Raw genomic sequence first — 18,821 nt, forward strand, 5'->3', positions numbered from 1 at the left:
ATTTGCGGGCTGAAGGGCGATCCTGGAGATCCTTAGGGTCCCGTTAAGGGACGGCTAAGCGGGGGCTCATACAGGCGGGGAGGAAACGGGCATCGACGGGTCACAGTCCTTGCCCGCGGCGGGAGTTGCCGTCAGTGGCCTTCGGTGCCGGTGCCGGTGGCACGGGTCGGGTCGCCGGTGTCGTCGAGGGCGTCGAGGGCGTCGAGCAGGGCGTCCGTGTCGGCCACCGGTACGGCGCCGCCCACCGACCGGAGCGGCTGTTCGGCCCAGATGATCTTTCCCTGGGAGGTGTAGCGGGTGCCCCAGCGCTCGGCGTACCGGGCGATGAGGAACAGCCCGCGGCCGCCCTCGTCGGTGGTCCGCGCATGGCGGAGGTGCGGTGAGGTGCTGCTGCTGTCGGACACCTCGCAGATCAGTGCCCGTGCCCGGATCATCCGCAGGCTGACCGGCCCGGAGGCGTGCCGGATGGCGTTGGTGACCAGCTCGCTGACGATCAGCTCGGTGGAGAAGGCGAGCTCCTCCAGGCTCCACTCCGCCAGCCGGCCGGCGGCGGATCTGCGGGCCTGGCCGACCGCGGACGGATCGGCGGGGACCTCCCAGGTCGCCAGCTGGGCCGGTGCCAGGGCCCGGGTACGTGCCAGCAGCAACGCCACGTCATCGACGGGCCGGCCGCCCGGCAGACCGCCGATCACGGTGTCGCAGAGCTCCTCCAGCGGGGCCCGCGCATCGGCCAGCGCGGTGCGCAGCCTGGCGATCCCGCCGTCGAGATCGAGGGCCTTCCCCAGCAGCAGCCCGTTGGTGTAGAGGGCCAGCAGACTGCCTTCGGGCAACGGCAGTTCGACGGATTCGAAGGGCATCCCGCCCAGTCCCAGCGGCGGTCCGGTCGGCAGCTCCAGCAGCCGGCCCCGGCCCGCGGGGCTGATGAGCAGCGGTGCGGGGTGGCCGGCGCGGGCGAGCGTGCAGCGGCAGCCGACCGGGTCGTAGACCGCGTACAGGCAGGTGGCTCCGATGACCCCGTCGTCCGCGTTCGTGTCGTGGCCGACCCGGTTGACCATGTCGTCCAGGTGCGCCAGCACCTCTTCCGGGGACAGATCCAGGTCGGCGAGCGCCTGCACCGCGGCCCGCAGCCGCCCCATGGTGGCCGCGGCGTGCACACCGTGGCCGACGACGTCGCCGACCACCAGCGCGACCCGGGCGCCGGACAGCGGGATCACATCGAACCAGTCGCCGCCGACGCCGCTGAGCGGATCGGCCGGCAGATAGCGGTAGGCCGCCTCCACCGCGCACTGCTCGGGCAGGTCGTGCGGCAGCAGGCTGTGCTGGAGGGTGAGTGCGGTGTTGTGCTCGCGGGTGTATCTGCGGGCGTTGTCGATGGAGATCGCGGCGCGGGTGACGAATTCCTCGGCGAGGACCAGGTCGTCGGGCTGGAACGGCCCGGTGTGCTGCCAGCGGGCGAACGCGGCCGCCCCCAGGAAGGCGCCCCGCGCCCGGAGCGGCACCACCATCAGCGAATGAAAGCCCAGCTCCCGCAGGTGCGCCGCCCGGACCGGGTCCTCGGCCGCCCAGGCGCCGTCGGCCAGATCCAGCGTCTGGAACAGCGCGGAATCGCCCTCGACAAGACTCAGCACGACGGGCGCCGACGGGGGATAGGCGGCCGCGTCCCCGACCGCCACCACCGCCTCGGGGCAGCCCTCGCGTACGGACTGCTGGCCCGCCCTGCGCATGGTCACCAGATCCGCGGCATCGACCGGGTCGGGTGATGGCTCCTCCCCGGAGAGCAGCGCATCGAGCAGGTCGACGGTGACGAAGTCGGCGAGGTCCGGAACCGCCGCATCGGCGAGCTCCTGCGCGGTCTGCCAGACGTCCAGGGAGTTGCCGATGCGCTCGGCGGCCCGGTTCAGCAGCGCCATCCGCTGCCGCGCCCGGTAACTTTCCGTGACGTCGAGTACCATGTAGCAGATGCCCAGCACCTGACCGGCCTCGTCCTCCAGACGAAAGAACGAGGTGGAGTAGGCGTGCTCCCGCAGCGGATCGGACTCCGGGTTTCCCAGGTACTCATAGCCGACCGACGGGGTGCCGGTGCTCAGTACCTTGCGCATCTCCGACTCGATGCCCTCCACGTCGAGGCCCGGCTGGATCTCCCCCAGCCGCTTGCCGAGGCGCTGCTCGCGGCTGGTGCCGCCCATCTCCTCCAAGGCGTCGTTCAGCCACACGTACTGGAGGTCGGCGTTCACCATGGCCACGCCGATCGGCGACATGCCCAAAATGCCCTCCAGGAACGACCGGCTCGCTCCTGACCAGGGCGTCTGGGTCATCTCGGCGGCGAGGACGAGACGTATGGAGTGTTTCTCGGCAACCATCAGCGGCAGGACCCGGAACTCCAGGTCGAGCCGATGGCCGTCCTTGTGCCGTACGGCCTCCAGCCCGCTCCAGCCCTCCGCCGCCGCCAGCCGGGACTCCCACCTGCTGTCCCGCGACGCCCCGGAGGCCACGCCCGCGAACAGCTCCGCGAGGGGTTTGCCGACGGCCTCGGACACCTGGTAGCCGAGCAGCCGCTCGGCGCCCTTCGTCCAGCCCCGCGCCAGCCCCGCGCGATCGGCCATCACCACGGCCGTCCGCGTGAGGTCGAAGACGTCGTCTCCGGAGAGACGGCCGCTCTGGGAGGCACACATATGACCGGTCCAATGCCGGTCCCCACATGCGACGGGCGCTCTTTCGGGGTGGCGCCGCCGCACTCGACCGGCCTTTTCCACGGTACCCCCACACGCTGTCCCGGCGCTCTCCCCGAGGCCCGCCACCGGGCCGTGCAGCGCGCCCGGACACCGCGTCCGGGCCCGTTGTCAGTGGGTGCTGCCACCATCGGCACATGAGCTTCGACGCGCCCGCCGATCCCTCCCGTCGACCCGCGACCGCCCCTCTCAACCCACCGCTGCCGACTGCCGACGACGCCTACTGGGAAGCGGCCGCCGCCTCCTTCGACGACGAGCCCGACCACGGCCTGCGCGACCCCGCCGTCCGCTCCGCCTGGGCCGCCCGGCTGCGCTCCTGGCTGCCGTCCGGGCCCGCCACCGTCCTCGACCTGGGCTGCGGCACCGGAAGCCTCTCCCTGCTCGCCGCCGAGCAGGGCCATCGCGTCACGGGCATCGACCGCTCCGCGCGGATGATCGCGCGGGCGCGCAGCAAGCTCGCGGGCCGCGATGCCGCGTTCCTGGTCGGTGACGCCGCCGAACCACCCGTGGGGGAGCGGCGGTTCGATGCCGTCCTGGTGCGCCATGTGGTGTGGGCCCTGCCCGATCCCGCGGCGGCGCTGCGCCGCTGGGCCGGTCTGCTCACCCCCGGTGGCCGGCTGGTGCTGGTGGAGGGCCGCTGGGGCGAGGCCGACCCGATCGGTCTCACGGCCGCCCAACTCACCGCCCTCGTGGAGCCGTTGGCGGCGCGCATACGAGTGGAGAGCCTGGCGCACGATCCGGCGCTGTGGGGCAAGGAGGTGGCCGACGAGCGGTATGCGCTGATCGCCGACCTGCCCCGTCGGCACACCGAAGTGGTCGATGTCCATCTGGTGTTGCGCCGCGGCGACGAGGTGCTGCTCGCCCGCCGGTCCGGCACCGGCTATGCGGACGGTCTGCTGAACGTCCCCTCGGGCCACGCGGAGGACGGTGAGGATGTCAGGGCGGCGATGATCCGGGAGGCCGCGGAGGAGACCGGTCTGCGGCTGGCGCCGGAGGACCTGAGGGTCGCGCTCGTGATGCAGCACTGCGCCCCGCCCCCGGCGCGTCCCCGGATCGGCTGGTTCTTCGAGGTGGCATACGGCGCGGGCGGCGAGCCGTGGAACCGCGAGCCGGACAAATGCGCGGAGTTGGCGTGGTTCCCGCTGGATTCGCTGCCGGACGACATGGTCGCGTACAGCCGCGCAGGACTGGGGGGGCTGCGTGCGGGGCACCGCTTCCTGCTGCACTGGCACCGGCCCGGCGATGCGATCGCTTACGACCCGTCGGGCGCCGGGCGCGCGGTGGTGCTGGACGGGCCGGGGGTGACGGGGTGACGGGGTGATGCGGCTCGGGTCGGGGCCGGCGGGGTGAAGTGGCGAGCATGGGCCGGATGATGCGGCGAGTGCGGGCGGGGCGAAGTGGCGAGCGCGGACGGGATGAACGGAGGACAGGGTCATTGCCGCTCCTTTCCCTCTCCGCGGGCCGCGCTTTGCCGCCGCTTTTCCGTAATGCGGCGGTTGCGTGGCCCGTTCCGGGCGCTCCGGGGCGGTTTGAGTGGCTGTTACATCTATCCGGGCGTACGGTGCCTGCCGCAGGCCGCCGCCTGGATGCGGCGGCCCCGGAAGGAGGAGCCGCCAGCATGTGCGGAATCACCGGATGGATCTCCTACGACCACGACCTCACCAAGCAGCGCGCCACGCTTGAGGCGATGACCGCCACCATGGCCTGCCGCGGCCCGGACGCGGCAGGACACTGGCTCGACACCCACGCCGCGCTCGGCCACCGCCGGCTCGCCGTCATCGACCCCGACGGCGGCAAACAGCCCATGACCGCCACCCACGAGGGCCGCACCCTGCTCGTCCTCACGTACAGCGGCGAGGTGTACAACTACCGCGAACTCCGCGCCGAACTGGAGAAGTTGGGCCACGCCTTCCGTACCCGGAGCGACACCGAAGTGGTGCTGCGCGCCTACCTCCAATGGGGCGAGGAATTCGCCGAGCGCCTCAACGGCATGTACGCCTTCGCGCTCTGGGACCCACGCAACCGGCAACTCCTGCTGATACGCGACCGGATGGGTATCAAGCCGCTCTACTACTACCCCACCCCCGACGGGGTGCTGTTCGGCTCCGAGCCCAAGGCGATCCTCGCCCACCCCTCCGTACACCCCACCGTCGACGCCGAGGGCCTCGCCGAGCTCATCACCTTCACCAAGACCCCGGGCCACGCCGTCTACAAGGGCATGCACGAGGTACGCCCCGGCCATCTCGTCCGGGTCGGCCGCGGCGGAGTGACCGTCAAGCGCTACTGGGCCCTCACGGCCCGCGAGCACACCGACGACCTCGGCACCACCGTCGCGCATATCCGCGCCCTGCTCGATGACATCGTGGACCGGCAGCTGATCGCCGATGTCCCGCTGTGCACCCTGCTCTCCGGCGGCCTGGACTCCTCCGCCCTCACCGCGCTCGCCGCCCGCGCACTGGACGCCCAGGGCCGCGGCCCGGTCCGCTCGTTCGCCGTCGACTTCACCGGCCACACCGAGAACTTCACCCCCGACGATCTGCGCGGCACCCCCGACGGGCCGTACGCCCACGCCCTGGCCGAACACGTCGGCTCCGAGCACCGCGACATCGTCCTGGACACCGCCGCCCTGACGGACCCCGGCCACCGCGCCGCGGTGCTCGCCGCCCGCGATCTTCCCAACGGCTTCGGCGACGGCGACACCTCCCTCTACCTGCTGTTCAAGGCCGTCCGCGAGCAATCCACGGTCGCGCTGTCCGGCGAGTCGGCGGACGAGGTCTTCGGCGGCTACCGCTGGTTCCACGACCCCGAAGCCGTGCACGCCGACACCTTCCCCTGGATCGCGGCCGGCCTCTCCGGCCGGTTCGCCGGGGACGGCGGCACCCGCGAGGCGCTGCTGGACCGCGGTTTACTGGCCAAGCTCGACCTGCCCGGATACACGTCAGGCCGCTACCGCGAGGCGCTCGCCGAAGTGCCCTTCCTCGACAGCGACACCGGCCTCCAGCGGCGGATGCGCGAGATCAGCTATCTGCATCTGACCCGCTTCGTACAGATCCTGCTCGACCGCAAGGACCGGGCCAGTATGGCCGTCGGCCTGGAGGTACGCGTCCCGTTCTGCGACCACCGCCTCGTCGACTATGTCTTCAACACCCCCTGGTCGATGAAGACCTTCGACGGTCGGGAGAAGTCGCTGCTGCGCGCCGCCACCCGCGAGGTGCTGCCCGATGTGGTGGCCGACCGGGTCAAGTCCCCCTACCCCAGCACCCAGGATCCGCGCTACCACGAGGCGCTGCGTGGCGAACTGACCGAGCTGGCTGCCGACCGCACCGCCCCCGTCCGGCCGCTGCTGGACTCCGGCGCCCTCGCGGAGGCCACCGCCGACGGTGCGAGTCCCGGCATCCGCCCCGGCGCCGAACTGATCCTCGGCATGAACGCCTGGCTGCGGACGTCGGGCACCACCCTGGAGCTCTGACCCTTCCCGAAGGGTGACCCTTCCCGAGGTCTGTCCTCCCGGCCGACACCTCCCGAGAGGGCAGACCTCCCCTCACCGCGGGCGCTCCTGGCGCACAATGGATGCGACAAACACGCGCACCGACGGGTACGCGTACGCGCACGCATCCCGGGGCCGGACCCCAGGGGTACGCGCCGTCGCGCATCCGCCTGCCCCACCACCAGCACCAGGAGCGCCACCGTGTCCCCGCAGACCTTGATCCTCACCATCGATCCGGCCGCGGCCGCCGCACCGTTCGAGCAGGTACGCACCCAGATCGCGGACCAGGCCAGGGACGGCGGCCTCCCGGTCGGCTACAAACTCCCCACCGTCCGCGGCCTCGCCGAAGAGCTCGGCCTGGCCGCCAACACCGTCGCCAAGGCGTACCGCGCCCTGGAGACCGACGGCGTGATCGAGACCCGTGGCCGCAACGGCAGCTTCATCGCGGCGGCCGGGGAGGCCGCGGACAAGGAAGCCGCCGCGGCCGCCGAGACCTACGCCCGCCGCGCCCAGCGCCTCGGCCTGGACCATCCTGCCGCCCTCGCCGCCGTCGAGAACGCCCTGCGCGCCACCTACGGAACCGACACCTGACCGCACCGGGCGCGGCGGCCTGACCGCGCCGTGCCCGCCTGGCCGACACCGGACCGCCGCCCCTCCAGCCGCCGCCACGCCCACCCCCACACCCACCCCCACTCCACTTCGCGATAGGAACCACATGCCCAGCAAGCAGGCGCTCGTCCGCCGTCCCGGTCCCCGCCTCGCCGAGGGGCTGGTCACCCATATCGAGCGGCGCCCGGTGGACCCCGCCCTCGCCCTGCGCCAGTGGGAGTCCTACGTCCAGGTGCTCCGCGACCACGGCTGGCACACCACCGAGGTCGCCCCCGCCGACGACTGCCCCGACGCGGTCTTCGTCGAGGACACCATGGTCATGTTCCGCAATGTCGCACTGCTCGCCCGCCCCGGCGCCGGACAGCGCCGCCCCGAGATACCGGACGCCCGCACCGCCGTCGAGGCCCTCGGCTGCTCCGTCAACGAGATCCGCGCGCCGGGCACCCTGGACGGCGGCGACATCCTCAAGGTCGGCGACACCGTCTACGTCGGCCGCGGCGGCCGCACCAACGCCGAAGGAGTGCGCCAACTCCGCGCCGCCTTCGAACCGTTGGGCGCCCGCGTGGTCGCCGTACCGGTGAGCCGGGTCCTGCATCTCAAATCCGCCGTGACCGCCCTCCCGGACGGCACCGTCATCGGCCATCCGCCCCTGGTGGACGACCCCGCCGCCTTCTCCCGCTTCCTGCCCGTCCCCGAGGAGTCCGGCGCCCATGTCGTACTGCTCGGCGGCGGCAAGCTGCTGATGGCCGCCTCCGCCCCCAAGAGCGCGGAGCTCTTCGCCGACCTGGGATATCAGCCGGTCGTCGTGGACATCAGCGAGTTCGAGAAGCTGGAGGGCTGTGTGACCTGCCTGTCCGTCCGGCTGCGCGAGCTGTATGCATGACGGGGCATCATCCCCCGGCACCTCGTGCGCCTGCCCGGACCGCACAGCCGACGGTGCCTATCGTGGCGCCATGAGCAACCTCGAACTCAGACCCGCGCCCGGCCTGTGCGGCGGCACCGGCCGCACGGGCCCGGTCCGCGACGTCCAGCCCGGCAAGCAGGTACCCCTCGGCGAGAGCACGGTCGTCCGCAGACTGCTGCCGAACCTGGGCCGACGCATGGTCGGCGCCTGGTGCTTCGTCGACCACTATGGCCCCGACGACATCGCCGCCGAGCCCGGCATGCAGGTGCCGCCGCACCCGCACATGGGCCTGCAAACCGTCAGCTGGCTGCACGAGGGCGAGGTGCTGCACCGCGACAGCCTCGGCAGTCTGCAGACCGTACGGCCACGGGAACTCGGCCTGATGACGTCCGGCCGGGCCATCGCCCACTCCGAGGAATCACCGCACGGCCATGGCCCGTTCCTGCACGGCGCCCAGCTCTGGGTGGCGCTCCCCGGCGCACACCGCGACACCGCCCCGGCCTTCGAGCACCACACCGACCTGCCGGTGCTCAACGGCGGCGGACTCTCCGCCACCGTCCTCCTCGGCGAACTGGACGGCGCCACCTCACCCGGCACCACCTACTCCCCACTGGTCGGCGCCGACCTCACCCTCACCGCCGGCACGGACACCCGCCTGCCCGTCGACCCCGACTTCGAGTACGCGGCCCTCACCATCTCCGGCGAGAGCGAGGTCGACGGCGTCCGGCTGGCCCCCGGAAGCCTCCTCTACCTCGGCTGCGGCCGCAGCGAACTGCCCCTGCGCGCCGACACCGACAGCAGCCTGATGCTCCTCGGCGGCGAACCTTTCGAGGAGGAGCTCGTCATGTGGTGGAACTTCGTGGGCCGTTCCCAACAGGACATCGAGGAGGCCCGTACGGACTGGATGACGGGCTCCCGCTTCGGCACCGTCCACGGCTACGACGGCGACCGGCTCGCCGCCCCGGAACTCCCCCCGGGGGCCCTGAAGCCGCGGGGGAGGGCGCGGTGAGATGAGGGGTGAAGGGCGGACGGCCGAGGGAAAGAGCGCGGGCCCGGAGCTGGTGCTCCGGGCCCGCGCGAGATCATCCCTCGTCCGCTGATCCGGTATCGGATACCGGATCGGACACGGGGATCAGCGGTTGGTCCACAGGACCCATGACCAGCCGTTCGCGCACTGGAATTCGTCCCAGTGGTGGCGCTGGACGCCCTCCTGCCCGGCCTCCAGGCATCCTCCGCGGGTCCAGTACTTGTCACGCAGCACCCAGCCGGGGGGCGCGTCGGCCTGGGCCCGGGCGACCTGCTGCGGCGTCTGGGCAGGTGCCGCTGAGGCCTGGGTGGTGCCCATGCCGACGGTCCCCGCGAGCGCGAGGGCCGCGAGAAGGCCGGCGGTAATGCGATGACGCCTCATGTTCTTCCCCCTGGTGTTGGCGGTTCTGATGACTCTTCAGAGTGTGGTGGTCGCAGCTTTGCTGCCACAAGGAAACCGCAATTCCATAGCAGCCGGGATTGATGCACGATGGGTTATGGGGGGGCTGACAGGAGGGCATCGAACAGGGGGCGAAATAGTCCTGCGCGGTACCCGATCGAGCCAGCTGATCGCCTAACCGGCCGGCCAGCCAAGGGGGATGGCTCTCGCGATCTTTCGCATCAGGGCGACATGGGGACGATCGCGATTTCTGGCGAACCAGGTGAGAGCCATCGTGCACGGTGGCGCGTCCACCAGATCTCGATAGACGGTTCCCGGACGCGGGTAGAAGTCGCGAGCCGAGGCGGGGAGGAAGCCGATGGCCTGCTTTCGTGCGATCGCCTGCAGCACGCCCTCGACGTCGATGGCCAACGGGCCGAATCGGATGGGAATTCCGTTGGGGCGTGGGTCGATGGCCCAGAAGTCCCGCCACTCCTGGGGCGACTCCGGTGGCATGGTGACCATGGTGCGATCGGAGAGGTCGGCCAGGGAGAGTCGTTCCTGGACGGCGAGTGGATCGTCGTCCGGCAGGCAGACCAGGCGAGGCTCTTCGGTCAGCTGGTGGGCCTGGATGCCGGAGGGTGCGGGCGGGCGGAGGAAGGCCACGTCCACCTCGCCACTCGCGAGCGCCTCGTACTGATTGATGAAGTTGAGGCTGCGCATCTCGATCGCCAAATGCGGCCGGTGCTTGTGCAGTTCGTCGAGGATGAAGCGGGTGTGGGGCATCGCCGGCTCGGCGGCGAGTGTGCCGACCACGATGCGTCCGGAATTCTCACGGGATTGCACCTCGGCGACATGGCGCAGGTCGGCCATGGCTTCCGTGACGGCACGAGCCTGTGGCAACAGGGCTTGCCCGGACGGGGTGAGTTCTACGGCACGACTGGTGCGTTCGACCAGTCGGATACCCAACCTCCGCTCCAGAACGCCGATTTGCTTGCTGAATGCCGGCTGCGACATGAAGAGCCTGGAGGCGGCCCTGCCGAAATGTAACTCCTTGGCCAATATCAGGAACAGACGAAGTTGGTGGACGCTCGGCTCGGAGCCGCCTCCGTTCGAACGGGTGCGCGAGCGGAATGCCTCGTCGTCTGCTGTCATGGAGAAAAGCTATCGCCGGATGAACATCGGTTCCATATCGCCTTTCCTCGTTCGCGCACCGTTCCTCCCGGCCGCTGCGCACCACTCACCCGCACCTCACAGATACAACCCCGCATCCGCCCCCGAGTCCTGGGACGGGACCTGCGCGGGGCGGGTGCCGCGGCGCAGTGCGTACAGTTCGGCGAGCGAGGCGCCCTCGCGGCCGATGCCCTGGTCCGTGCCGAGCCAGTGGGTGGCTTCGGTGCGGGTCAGTGGGCCGACTTCGATGCGGGCCAGGCAGCGGCCGGGGCGGACCACGGCGGGGTGCATCCGTTCCAGGTCCTCGTTGGTGGTGACGCCTACCAGGACGTTGCGGCCCTGGCCCAGGAGGCCGTCCGTCAGATTGAGCAGACGTGACAGGGCCTGGCCCGCGGCGTGTTTGGCCTCGCCGCGGATCAGTTCGTCGCAGTCCTCCAGGAGGAGTAGCCGCCAGCGGCCCTTGCCGGTGCTGTCGTCCTCGCCGATGGCGATGTCCATCAGATAGCCGACGTCGTTGAACAGCCGCTCCGGGTCCAGGACGCAGTCCACCTGGCACCAGTCGCGCCAGGAGCGGGCGAGGGTGCGCAGTGCGGAGGTCTTGCCCGTGCCGGGCGGGCCGTGCAGCAACAGCAGGCGGCCGGAGATCTCCTCGGGCGCCACCTTCATCAGCTGGTCCATCGCCTCGGCCACCGGCGCCGTGTAGTTGGGGCGGATCTCGTCCCAGGTGCCCGCCGAGATCTGGCGGGAGGTGCGGTGCGGTCCGCGGCGCGGGGAGAAGTACCAGAAGCCCATCGGGACGTTCTCCGGCTGTGGCTCCGGTTCGTCCTCCGCCCCGTCCGCGGCCTGCCCCAGCACCTTCTCGGCCAGCTCGTCGGTGACGGCGGTGACCGTCACATCGGCGCCGCGGTTCCAGCGGGAGACCAGCAGGGTGAAGCCCTCGCCCTCGGCGAGCAGGGCGCTGCGGTCCTCGTCCTTCGCCGAGCGCAGGATCCGGGCGCCCGGAGGTAGCAGGGTCAGCCCCGCCCGGACCCGGTCCATGGACCGGCTGCGGGAGTACGGCTGCTCTCCCTGGGCGAACCGGCCCAGGAAGAGCGCATCGACGACATCGGCGGGCGAATCGCTGTCGTCCATGGTCAGCCGGAGCGGAAGGGACTCCTCGGCGGCGGACGGCTGGACGTGATCGGCACACATGCGGCCATGATCCGTCACGGCGGGCCGGCACGTACACGGATTATCCCGGCGATTCCCCGGAGGCGGGGGTGGCGGCGGAGGGCTGGGCCCCCGGGAGGCCGGGGTGGTGACGGGTCGCCCACAGACGGCGCAATGACGGTTCGCCGGGCGCGCCGTCCGGAGACTTGGGTGGACGTGCCGCGAGGTGAGGTGCCCGCCGGAAGGAGCCGCGTCCGTGGAGCCGCCGAGCGGTACCCCCCTGACGGTGGTCATGGTCTGTCTGACCCTGGCCACCGGGATCCTCGACGCCGTCAGTTTTCTGGCGCTCGGTCAGGTCTTCACCGCCACCCAGACCGGCAATCTGCTCTTCCTCGGCTTCGGTATCGCCGGGCAGGGCGGGCTCCCCGTATTGACGACGGTGATTTCGCTCGGCTCCTTCGTGCTGGGCGCGGGCATCGGGGCGCGGATGGAGTCGATGCTGGCAGCACGGGAGCGCCAGTGGTTCCCGGTGGGGTTGACCGTGGAGGCGGCGCTGCTGCTCTCCGCCGCGGCGGCGGCCTGGGAGTCGGGTCCGGTCCCGGGGCTGCCGCCGGGCCGGCGCGGTCTCGTCATCGGCCTGATGGCGGTGGCGATGGGCATGCGCAATGTCACCGCCATGCGGGCCGCGCCGCCCGACCTGACCACGACCGTGGAGACCCGGGCGATGACGGCCCTGGTCAGCGCGTCGCCGTTGGGGCGCGATACGCGGCTGGGGTACGGCAGCCATGCCGCCGGCCGCCGGCTGCTCTCGATCGCCTCGATGTTCGCCGGCGCTCTCCTCGGGGCCGGGCTGCTTGCGCTGGGGACCCGACCGACGCTGGTGCTCCTGCTGGTGGCCGTATTCGTCGCGGCCACCGCCTTCCTCGTGCCCGGCCTCGCCCGCCGTCGTCATCCGACCGAGGAGTGAGGCGGCGCGAGGGGTGGTGCCGAGGACCCGTCAAGGGCCGTGCGGGGCGGGAGTGCGGACCGGGGCCCGTCCCCGGGGCGTCGGTATGTCGCGCGGGCCGGGGCAATGACATGGCGGCGAACATCCCCTCACATCGGCAGATTTGCCGTGAACCGCAGACAACTTTTGGCATGGACACTTCCGGCACCCCGTGAGTCTTGCTACGACAGATAGGGCAGAGCCCCTGCTAAGGGAGGTTCCATGAGACTGTCCCGATATGCGGCCTTGACGTCCGCCTTCTTCGTCACCACGGCGCTCGCGCTCACCGGCGCGAGCGCCGCCGCGTCCGCCCAACTCCCCGCCGCCACCGGCTATGTTGCCCTCGGCGACTCCTACTCCTCCGGTGTCGGAGCCGGCAGCTACGACAGTGCCAGCGGCTCCTGCAAGCGCAGCACCAAGTCCTACCCCGCCCTCTGGGCCGCCGCGCACTCCCCCTCTTCCTTCCGGTTCACCGCCTGTTCGGGCGCCCGAACGAGTGATGTTCTCAGCAGTCAGCTCACCCCGCTCAACAGCTCCACCGGCCTGGTGAGCATCAGCATCGGCGGCAATGACGCCGGATTCGCCGACACCATGACGACCTGTGCGCTCCAGGGTGAGAGCGCCTGTCTGGCCCGCGTCGCCCAGGCCAGGACCTTCATCGACAGCACCCTGCCCGGCCGGCTCGACGGGGTGTACGACGCGATCTCCCGGAAGGCCCCGGCCGCGCATGTGGTGGTCCTGGGCTATCCGCGCTTCTACAAGCTCAGCGGAAGCTGTATCGCCGGTCTCTCCGAGAAGTCCCGGGCCGCGATCAACGCCGCCGCCGACCACATCAACGGCGTCACCGCCAAGCGGGCCGCCGACCACGGCTTCACCTTCGCCGATGTCAACGCCACCTTCTCCGGCCATGAACTGTGCTCCGGCAGTGCCTGGCTGCACAGCGTGACCTTCCCCGTCCTGGAGTCCTACCACCCCACCGCCGCCGGCCAGTCCGGCGGCTATCTGCCGGTGTTCGCCTCCGCTGCGTGACGACCCGTACGCCGGACGCCCGGGGAGAGGCCGTGATCCCGGTCTCTCCTTGTGCGTTCCGGCGGCCCGTCAGGAGCCCCGCACCACCCGCGCCAACAGCCGATGGTTGCTCAACTCGCCCTGATCCGCGCCGTGTACGTGACATTCCGTATGGTGTTCGTCAATGTCCGAGCGAGGCAGGTGAATCCGGTGACCGGCCTGCACGCGTGTCCTCCAAGAGAGATAGGGTTACCCTGCCCGGGGCCGGGTGCCCTCATAGGGTGGGGAGAGTCATGGAACAGATAACAGTGCGTAGCAGGGCGCGAGTCCCTGCCATCACATGCGGGAGCGGCGCATCCAGTGCGCGTCTCGACCGCCATCTCGCGGTGCTGGGTGGTCCTGCCATCCCGCATCGAGAGGTGGAGGGTGCGACGTCACTGATGCAGGAGCTCACCGCGCGCGATCACTCGCGTACGAGGAATGGCCGTGGCGCCAGGGTGTCGCTGTTCGCACCGCTGCGCAGGCTGCGGCGCTCGCTGTTCGGCGGGCACGGCTGACCCGTTTCTGAAAGCGGCCTCTCGGGCGATCACACCGTCCCGGCGCGGCACCGCGGTCCGGTCACTCACCAGGCCGGGGCGCTCCCGGTACGCCGGTGTGCTCGCCGGGGCGGAACCCTCGCCCCGAGGTGCCGTGAACCGCTCACTTCTTCGCCCGGCCCCGTCCCCCACCCGGCCGGTTGCAGCACTCCCCACCACCCGTCGCTCGTGCTGCGACGGGTGGTTTGCCGTGTAGGGCTCGCGGCTCCCGGCTCCCGGCTCGCGGCGGGCCGCGCTCAGATACTTCCGGCGCTCACAGCAGCGCGAACTGCCCTTCCGGCCCCTCCTCGTGGTGATCGAGCACGGAGGCCGGGCGGTGCGCGGAGACCGGCGCCGGAAGGATACCGGCCGCCCGGAGCTCACCCGCCGTCAGCTGCCCGGCGGCCGCAGTCCGGCACCTCAACTCCTCGCACTCGACTCGGAGTTCGTCCATCAAGGCCAGTACGGTGATCAGCTCCAGCAGCTCCGAGGTCCACTCCTGGGGCCAGCGGGTGGGACGCAGCGCGGCCAGTGAACCGGCCTCGGGGGGCTCCGCGCCGGCACCGGTGCGCTCGGCGTACCACGCCTCCAGGACCCGGACGCCGCCCGCGTGGAAGTCCCAGGCGCCCGGCGGCACCGGCGAGATCCGGCCGCTGCCGAGGAGCAGCGCCTCCTCCTCCGGGTCGTAGCCGAGAGCCTCGGGCAGTCCGTGCTCGGGGAGCGCGGCGCGCACGTACGGGCGCCGCCCGCCCGGCATACGGGGCCGCTCGCCCGCCTGTCCGCCGTCTGCTCCGTGCGCATAGGCACCCCGGGTGCCGAGCCACAGCAGCCGTGCGCCCAGTGCGACGCCCCGGTCCCACAGCTCCGGTTCGGTGGTGAGCGGGACCGCGCAGCCGTCGGGGGAGTGGTGGGCGCTCGCGGCGAGCCAGGCGAGCAGGTCCGCCGGGCCCGCCGGGCGGTCCAGGCGCCGGCCGAGCAGGGCGAGCAGGCCCGGGGCGATATTCGGCTCCCGCCCGCCGGGCCGACGGTAGAGGGGGTGGATCCGTCCGGGGCGGCCGGCCGGTGACCGGCCGTCCGGCAGCAGCGCCGAGCAGAGCACGGCGGGGCCGGGCTGCTGCGGCACCTGCCCCCACTCGACCGCGAACAGCTGCTGCGCGTCCGCGACCCGCCACAGCTCCGGGCGGGCGCCGTCGATCAGCCGGTGATCGGGCAGCAGCCACTGCTGGTCGAACGGTCCGTGCAGGATCCGCACCGGTTCCGGGCACGGGCCGCTCGCCCGGTACAGCCGCCCCGTCGGGGTGGCCTGGCCCGGCAGCTGGCCGACGGCGGAGTGCAGCGACCGGGCCCGGGACGGCCGGAACAGCCGCTCACGCTCCGCCGCGTCCTCGGCGGCCACCAGCGCCGCCCAACGGGCCCGCAGCGTGCCCGGATCCGGCGCCCGCACCCAGGACCGCCCGAGCCGCAACGGCGCCACGGACCACGGCATGAGCTCGGACAGCCGTGGCACGTCCTGCTTCGCGGTCACGCGAGGCCCCTCCCGAACCGTTCGGTCGACCCTGGCATGGTATCCACTCCCACGTTTCGCTGCGCTTTGCCTTTTTCCCCACGTTTTTGTCCGTCTCGCCGTGTGGGTTTCTCGCCGTTGCGCCTGCGGCGGGCGGGTGGTTGTTGGGTGCGGTGACGGTCCTCCGGGGCCTGGTGTGTGGACTGCTTCGCTTTACGTCCACACACCAGGCCCCTCCGGCCCGTCCCCTCCCGTTGGGGGAGTGAGTGCAGGTGGGTGGGGGCGGGCGTCCGTAGGACGTTTCTCTCCTGCTTCGCGCGAGGAGTGGTGGACCACCGGCGTGCAGTCCCACCAGGGTTTTTCCACCCACTCCACGGGAGGTGACGGGCCGGAGGGGTAGGGGTGTGGGACGTAAAGCGAAGCAGTCCCACCCCCCTGCCCCGGAGGCCCGTCACCGCACCCGACAGCCCCGCGCAGCGGACCGGCCCGCCGCAGGCGCAACGGCGGGTGCACCGCGAAGCGGGCAACAAACGGCGAGCTACCACCACGGCGGGAAGGCCGAAAACGTGGGAAGCTACGCGTCAAGCGTCACCGTGAAGGAAAAGCGATCCCCCCGATAATGAATCCGCGCGACATCGACCGCGCGCCCGTCCTCGTCGTAGCTCACGCCCGTGTAATGCAGGATCGGGCTGAGCAGCGGGATGTCCAGGAGGCGGGCGGTTTCCGGGTCGGCCAGCCGGGCCTCGACGGTGTCCGTGATCCGGCTGATGCGGACGCCGACCGCGTTCCGTAGCACCTTCGTCATCGGCCAGCGCAGCAGATCCGCCGGGTCGATCGCCGCGGCGATGTCGGGGTGGACGTAGTTCCACGCGTGGTTGGTCGGCTCGCCGGTCTCCTCGTCGCTGCGCAGTCGGCGGAAGGCAGTCACTTCCGTCAACTCCGGGTAGAACTCCGCCAGTTCGGGCGGGAGCGCGGTGGGGCCGTGCTCCAGCAGCTCGGTGCGCATCCCGGACTGCTGGGCCACGATCGCGTCCACGGAACCCAGCAGCCGCACCGGTGCACCGCGTTGGGCGCTCGGTTCGATGAAGGTGCCGCGGCGCCGGTGCCGGCTGATCAGGCCCTCCGTCTCCAGCTCCTTGAGGGCTTGGCGCATGGTCAGCACGCTGACGCCGTAGTGCACGGCGAGCGCGTCCTCGGTGGGCAGCCGTAGCGGCGCCTCCGGGGAGCGGCCCAGTATGGAGGCGCGCAACGACTGCGAGACCTGATACCAGAGCGGCAGTTTGCGGTTCAGGGCGAGCGAGTCGGGAGCGAAGGTGGTCACGAGGCGTTCCCCGGTGTCACGGGCGGAAGTGGCGCTGGAGACCCTGCCATACGTCGTCGTAGCCGCGCTGCAGATGGCCGGCGTCCCGGGCCTGTTCGGTGAGGGTCAGCGGCCAGCGGGTCTCGAACATGAAGGCCAGGCCGTCGTCGATCTTCTGCGGTGCCAGCTCGGCGGCGCTCGCCTTCTCGAAGGTCTCCTGGTCGGGGCCGTGCGCCGACATCATGTTGTGCAGCGAGCCGCCGCCGGGCACGAAGCCCTCGGCCTTGGCGTCGTAGGCCCCTTCGATCAGGCCCATGTACTCGGTCATCACATTGCGGTGGAAATACGGCGGCCGGAAGGTGTCCTCGCCGACCAGCCAGCGCGGCGCGAAGACCACGAAGTCCACGCCCGCCAGCCCCGGGGTGTCGGAGGGGGAGGTGAGCACGGTGAAGATGGACGGGTCGGGGTGGTCGTAGCTGATCGAGCCGATGACATTGAAGCGGCGCAGGTCGTAGACGTAGGGGACGTGGTTGCCGTGCCAGGCGACGACGTCCAGGGGGGAGTGGTCGTAGGTGGCCGTCCAGAGGTTGCCGCAGAACTTGTTGACGACCTCGACGGGGCCCTCGACGTCCTCGTAGGCGGCGATCGGGGCACGGAAGTCCCTGGCGTTGGCCAGGCCGTTGGCGCCGATCGGGCCGAGGTCGGGGAGCTGGAAGGGCCGGCCGTAGTTCTCGCAGACATAGCCGCGGGCGGTGGCGTCCAGCAGCTCGACGCGGAAGCGGACGCCGCGCGGGATCAGCGCCACCTCGCCCGGTGCGGCGTGCAGCAGGCCGAGTTCGGTGCGCAGCAGCAGCCCGCCCTGTTCCGGCACGATCAGCAGCTCGCCGTCCGCGTTGCCGAACACCCGCCGGTCCATGGAGGTGTTGGCGTAGTAGAGGTGGACGGCCATACCGGTGCGCTGGGTGGCGTCGCCGTTGCCGCCCAGGGTCCACAGGCCGTCCAGGAAGTCGGCCGGGCCGGTGGGCTCGGGCAGCGGGTTCCAGCGCAGCCGGTTGGGGTCGGGGGCGCAGTCGGTGAACGGCGCCGAGCGGACGGCGTGCTGTTCGGCCCGGACGTAGGGGGGATGCGCGGCCGAGGGGCGGATGCGGTAGAGCCAGGAGCGGTGGTTGTGGTCGCGGGGTTCGGTGAACGCGGAGCCGCTGAGCTGCTCGGCATACAGGCCGAGCGGGGCGCGCTGGGGGGAGTTGCGGCCCAGCGGCAGTGCGCCCGGGACGGCCTCCGAGCTGTGCTCGTTGCCGAAGCCGGTGTGGTACGCCAGCCCCTCGGCCGTCTTCCTCGCCTGCTCGTTGCCCGTGCCTGCCATCGCGTGCTCCCGCCGCTCAAGGAATCCTATGCAGGACCTTAGGATTGCGGTGAGGGGGCGTCAATGGACAGTCCCGGCCGCGTCGGCCGGATCGCTGCGCCCGTGCACCGCCGGCCCGGCGGCGGGCAGGATGGTCGGGTGCAGCAGCCGCCCCCACGCCCCGACCCGACTCCCCGACCGGCCCCCACGCCCCGACCCGACTCCCCGACCGGCCCCCACTCCCCGACCGGACCCGCCGTCCCGACCGGACCTGCCGTCTCACCCCCTCCGCCGCGCCCCCGTCCAGCAGCGCCGCGCCCCCGCTGCTGGCCCTCTTCGCCGGGCCGCTCGGGCTGGACGCCGCCGACGAACGGCTGCGCACCGCCTTCCTGGTCGGCGTCGAGACGGCCGATGCGCTGCTCCAGCTCGCCTTCCGTACGGATCCGGCCGGTGACCCGGCGCTCGTCGCCGAGACCAAGCTGCTGCTGCGGGCCTATCTGGCGCGCTATCTGGACGGGGCGGGCGCCGGGGAGGAGTGAGAGCCGGCGGCGGGCGGTGCCGGTCCGGTGTGCCGGTTCTGCGCATGCCCGTCCGGTGAGATCCCTATTGACCTGGGGTTTTGCTCGTATTGCTCGCGCGTCAAGACCTTGT

General features: G+C 71.6%; 15 protein-coding genes and 1 pseudogene. 9 read left to right on the forward strand and 7 right to left on the reverse strand.

Features of this window, described 5'->3' with window-relative positions; translation table 11 throughout:
• Positions 1-131 precede the first annotated feature (131 nt).
• Positions 132-2,672 (reverse strand): SpoIIE family protein phosphatase, encoded by a 2,541-nt coding sequence (locus STRTU_RS28375; protein ID WP_159747462.1) that lies wholly within the window; start codon positions 2,670-2,672, stop codon positions 132-134.
• A gap of 194 nt (positions 2,673-2,866) precedes the next feature.
• Between STRTU_RS28375 and STRTU_RS28380 the strand changes: the two genes are divergently transcribed.
• The 5 genes from STRTU_RS28380 to STRTU_RS28400 all read left to right on the forward strand — a co-directional run bounded on the left by STRTU_RS28380 (position 2,867) and on the right by STRTU_RS28400 (position 8,738).
• Positions 2,867-4,042, forward strand: coding sequence for a methyltransferase domain-containing protein (locus STRTU_RS28380; protein WP_159747463.1), 1,176 nt, complete (start codon positions 2,867-2,869; stop codon positions 4,040-4,042).
• 305 nt (positions 4,043-4,347) lie between these two features.
• Positions 4,348-6,198 (forward strand): asparagine synthase (glutamine-hydrolyzing), encoded by a 1,851-nt coding sequence (gene asnB / locus STRTU_RS28385; RefSeq protein ID WP_159747464.1) that lies wholly within the window; start codon positions 4,348-4,350, stop codon positions 6,196-6,198.
• Between the two features lie 219 nt (positions 6,199-6,417).
• Positions 6,418-6,807: a GntR family transcriptional regulator gene (locus tag STRTU_RS28390; protein ID WP_159747465.1), complete on the forward strand. Its 390-nt coding sequence runs from the start codon at positions 6,418-6,420 to the stop codon at positions 6,805-6,807.
• Between the two features lie 124 nt (positions 6,808-6,931).
• Complete coding sequence (ddaH, locus tag STRTU_RS28395; RefSeq protein WP_159747466.1) at positions 6,932-7,708, forward strand: dimethylargininase; 777 nt, start codon at positions 6,932-6,934, stop codon at positions 7,706-7,708.
• A 70-nt stretch (positions 7,709-7,778) separates the two neighbouring features.
• Positions 7,779-8,738, forward strand: a complete 960-nt coding sequence (locus STRTU_RS28400; protein ID WP_159747467.1) for a pirin family protein — start codon at positions 7,779-7,781, stop codon at positions 8,736-8,738.
• A gap of 123 nt (positions 8,739-8,861) precedes the next feature.
• Here STRTU_RS28400 and STRTU_RS28405 read toward each other — a convergent pair whose 3' ends face one another.
• From STRTU_RS28405 to STRTU_RS28415, 3 genes are all read right to left on the reverse strand, one after another.
• Positions 8,862-9,137 (reverse strand): hypothetical protein, encoded by a 276-nt coding sequence (locus STRTU_RS28405; protein WP_159747468.1) that lies wholly within the window; start codon positions 9,135-9,137, stop codon positions 8,862-8,864.
• 192 nt (positions 9,138-9,329) lie between these two features.
• Positions 9,330-10,289, reverse strand: a complete 960-nt coding sequence (locus STRTU_RS28410; RefSeq protein WP_159747469.1) for a LysR family transcriptional regulator — start codon at positions 10,287-10,289, stop codon at positions 9,330-9,332.
• 96 nt (positions 10,290-10,385) lie between these two features.
• Positions 10,386-11,498, reverse strand: a complete 1,113-nt coding sequence (locus STRTU_RS28415) for a DUF5925 domain-containing protein (RefSeq protein WP_159747470.1) — start codon at positions 11,496-11,498, stop codon at positions 10,386-10,388.
• Between the two features lie 214 nt (positions 11,499-11,712).
• Here STRTU_RS28415 and STRTU_RS28420 point away from each other — a divergent pair, with 214 nt between their 5' ends.
• The 3 genes from STRTU_RS28420 to STRTU_RS28430 all read left to right on the forward strand — a co-directional run bounded on the left by STRTU_RS28420 (position 11,713) and on the right by STRTU_RS28430 (position 14,006).
• Entirely contained in the window at positions 11,713-12,423 is a 711-nt protein-coding gene (locus tag STRTU_RS28420) for a YoaK family protein (protein ID WP_159747471.1), read from the forward strand.
• Between the two features lie 240 nt (positions 12,424-12,663).
• On the forward strand, positions 12,664-13,470 hold the full coding sequence (locus STRTU_RS28425) for an SGNH/GDSL hydrolase family protein (RefSeq protein WP_159747472.1): 807 nt from the start codon (positions 12,664-12,666) through the stop codon (positions 13,468-13,470).
• Positions 13,471-13,742: 272 nt separating this feature from the next.
• Complete coding sequence (locus tag STRTU_RS28430) at positions 13,743-14,006, forward strand: hypothetical protein (RefSeq protein ID WP_159747473.1); 264 nt, start codon at positions 13,743-13,745, stop codon at positions 14,004-14,006.
• A 292-nt stretch (positions 14,007-14,298) separates the two neighbouring features.
• On the opposite strand, the gene STRTU_RS28435 is transcribed toward STRTU_RS28430, so the two are convergent.
• The 3 genes from STRTU_RS28435 to hmgA form a co-directional block, all read right to left on the reverse strand.
• Positions 14,299-15,549: a type ISP restriction/modification enzyme gene (locus tag STRTU_RS28435; RefSeq protein ID WP_159747475.1), complete on the reverse strand. Its 1,251-nt coding sequence runs from the start codon at positions 15,547-15,549 to the stop codon at positions 14,299-14,301.
• A gap of 553 nt (positions 15,550-16,102) precedes the next feature.
• Positions 16,103-16,849 (reverse strand): GntR family transcriptional regulator, encoded by a 747-nt coding sequence (locus STRTU_RS28440; RefSeq protein WP_159747477.1) that lies wholly within the window; start codon positions 16,847-16,849, stop codon positions 16,103-16,105.
• A gap of 16 nt (positions 16,850-16,865) precedes the next feature.
• Positions 16,866-18,191, reverse strand: coding sequence for a homogentisate 1,2-dioxygenase (gene hmgA / locus STRTU_RS28445; protein ID WP_159747479.1), 1,326 nt, complete (start codon positions 18,189-18,191; stop codon positions 16,866-16,868).
• A gap of 293 nt (positions 18,192-18,484) precedes the next feature.
• Here hmgA and STRTU_RS28450 point away from each other — a divergent pair.
• Positions 18,485-18,709, forward strand: a pseudogene (locus tag STRTU_RS28450) (TetR/AcrR family transcriptional regulator); the annotation flags it as partial.
• Positions 18,710-18,821: the final 112 nt, after the last annotated feature.

Origin of the sequence: Streptomyces tubercidicus (assembly GCF_027497495.1) — a bacterium.
Lineage (GTDB): Bacteria > Actinomycetota > Actinomycetes > Streptomycetales > Streptomycetaceae > Streptomyces > Streptomyces tubercidicus.

What these genes read in the sequence shown, in the direction of transcription:
- STRTU_RS28425 (WP_159747472.1), top strand. Translation starts at nt 12,664, where the DNA reads ATGAGACTGTCCCGATATGCGGCCTTGACGTCCGCCTTCTTCGTCACC.
- STRTU_RS28375 (WP_159747462.1), bottom strand. Translation starts at nt 2,672, where the DNA reads ATGTGTGCCTCCCAGAGCGGCCGTCTCTCCGGAGACGACGTCTTCGAC.
- STRTU_RS28405 (WP_159747468.1), bottom strand. Translation starts at nt 9,137, where the DNA reads ATGAGGCGTCATCGCATTACCGCCGGCCTTCTCGCGGCCCTCGCGCTC.
- ddaH (WP_159747466.1), top strand. Translation starts at nt 6,932, where the DNA reads ATGCCCAGCAAGCAGGCGCTCGTCCGCCGTCCCGGTCCCCGCCTCGCC.
- STRTU_RS28410 (WP_159747469.1), bottom strand. Translation starts at nt 10,289, where the DNA reads ATGACAGCAGACGACGAGGCATTCCGCTCGCGCACCCGTTCGAACGGA.
- hmgA (WP_159747479.1), bottom strand. Translation starts at nt 18,191, where the DNA reads ATGGCAGGCACGGGCAACGAGCAGGCGAGGAAGACGGCCGAGGGGCTG.
- STRTU_RS28400 (WP_159747467.1), top strand. Translation starts at nt 7,779, where the DNA reads ATGAGCAACCTCGAACTCAGACCCGCGCCCGGCCTGTGCGGCGGCACC.
- STRTU_RS28380 (WP_159747463.1), top strand. Translation starts at nt 2,867, where the DNA reads ATGAGCTTCGACGCGCCCGCCGATCCCTCCCGTCGACCCGCGACCGCC.
- asnB (WP_159747464.1), top strand. Translation starts at nt 4,348, where the DNA reads ATGTGCGGAATCACCGGATGGATCTCCTACGACCACGACCTCACCAAG.
- STRTU_RS28430 (WP_159747473.1), top strand. Translation starts at nt 13,743, where the DNA reads ATGGAACAGATAACAGTGCGTAGCAGGGCGCGAGTCCCTGCCATCACA.
- STRTU_RS28415 (WP_159747470.1), bottom strand. Translation starts at nt 11,498, where the DNA reads ATGTGTGCCGATCACGTCCAGCCGTCCGCCGCCGAGGAGTCCCTTCCG.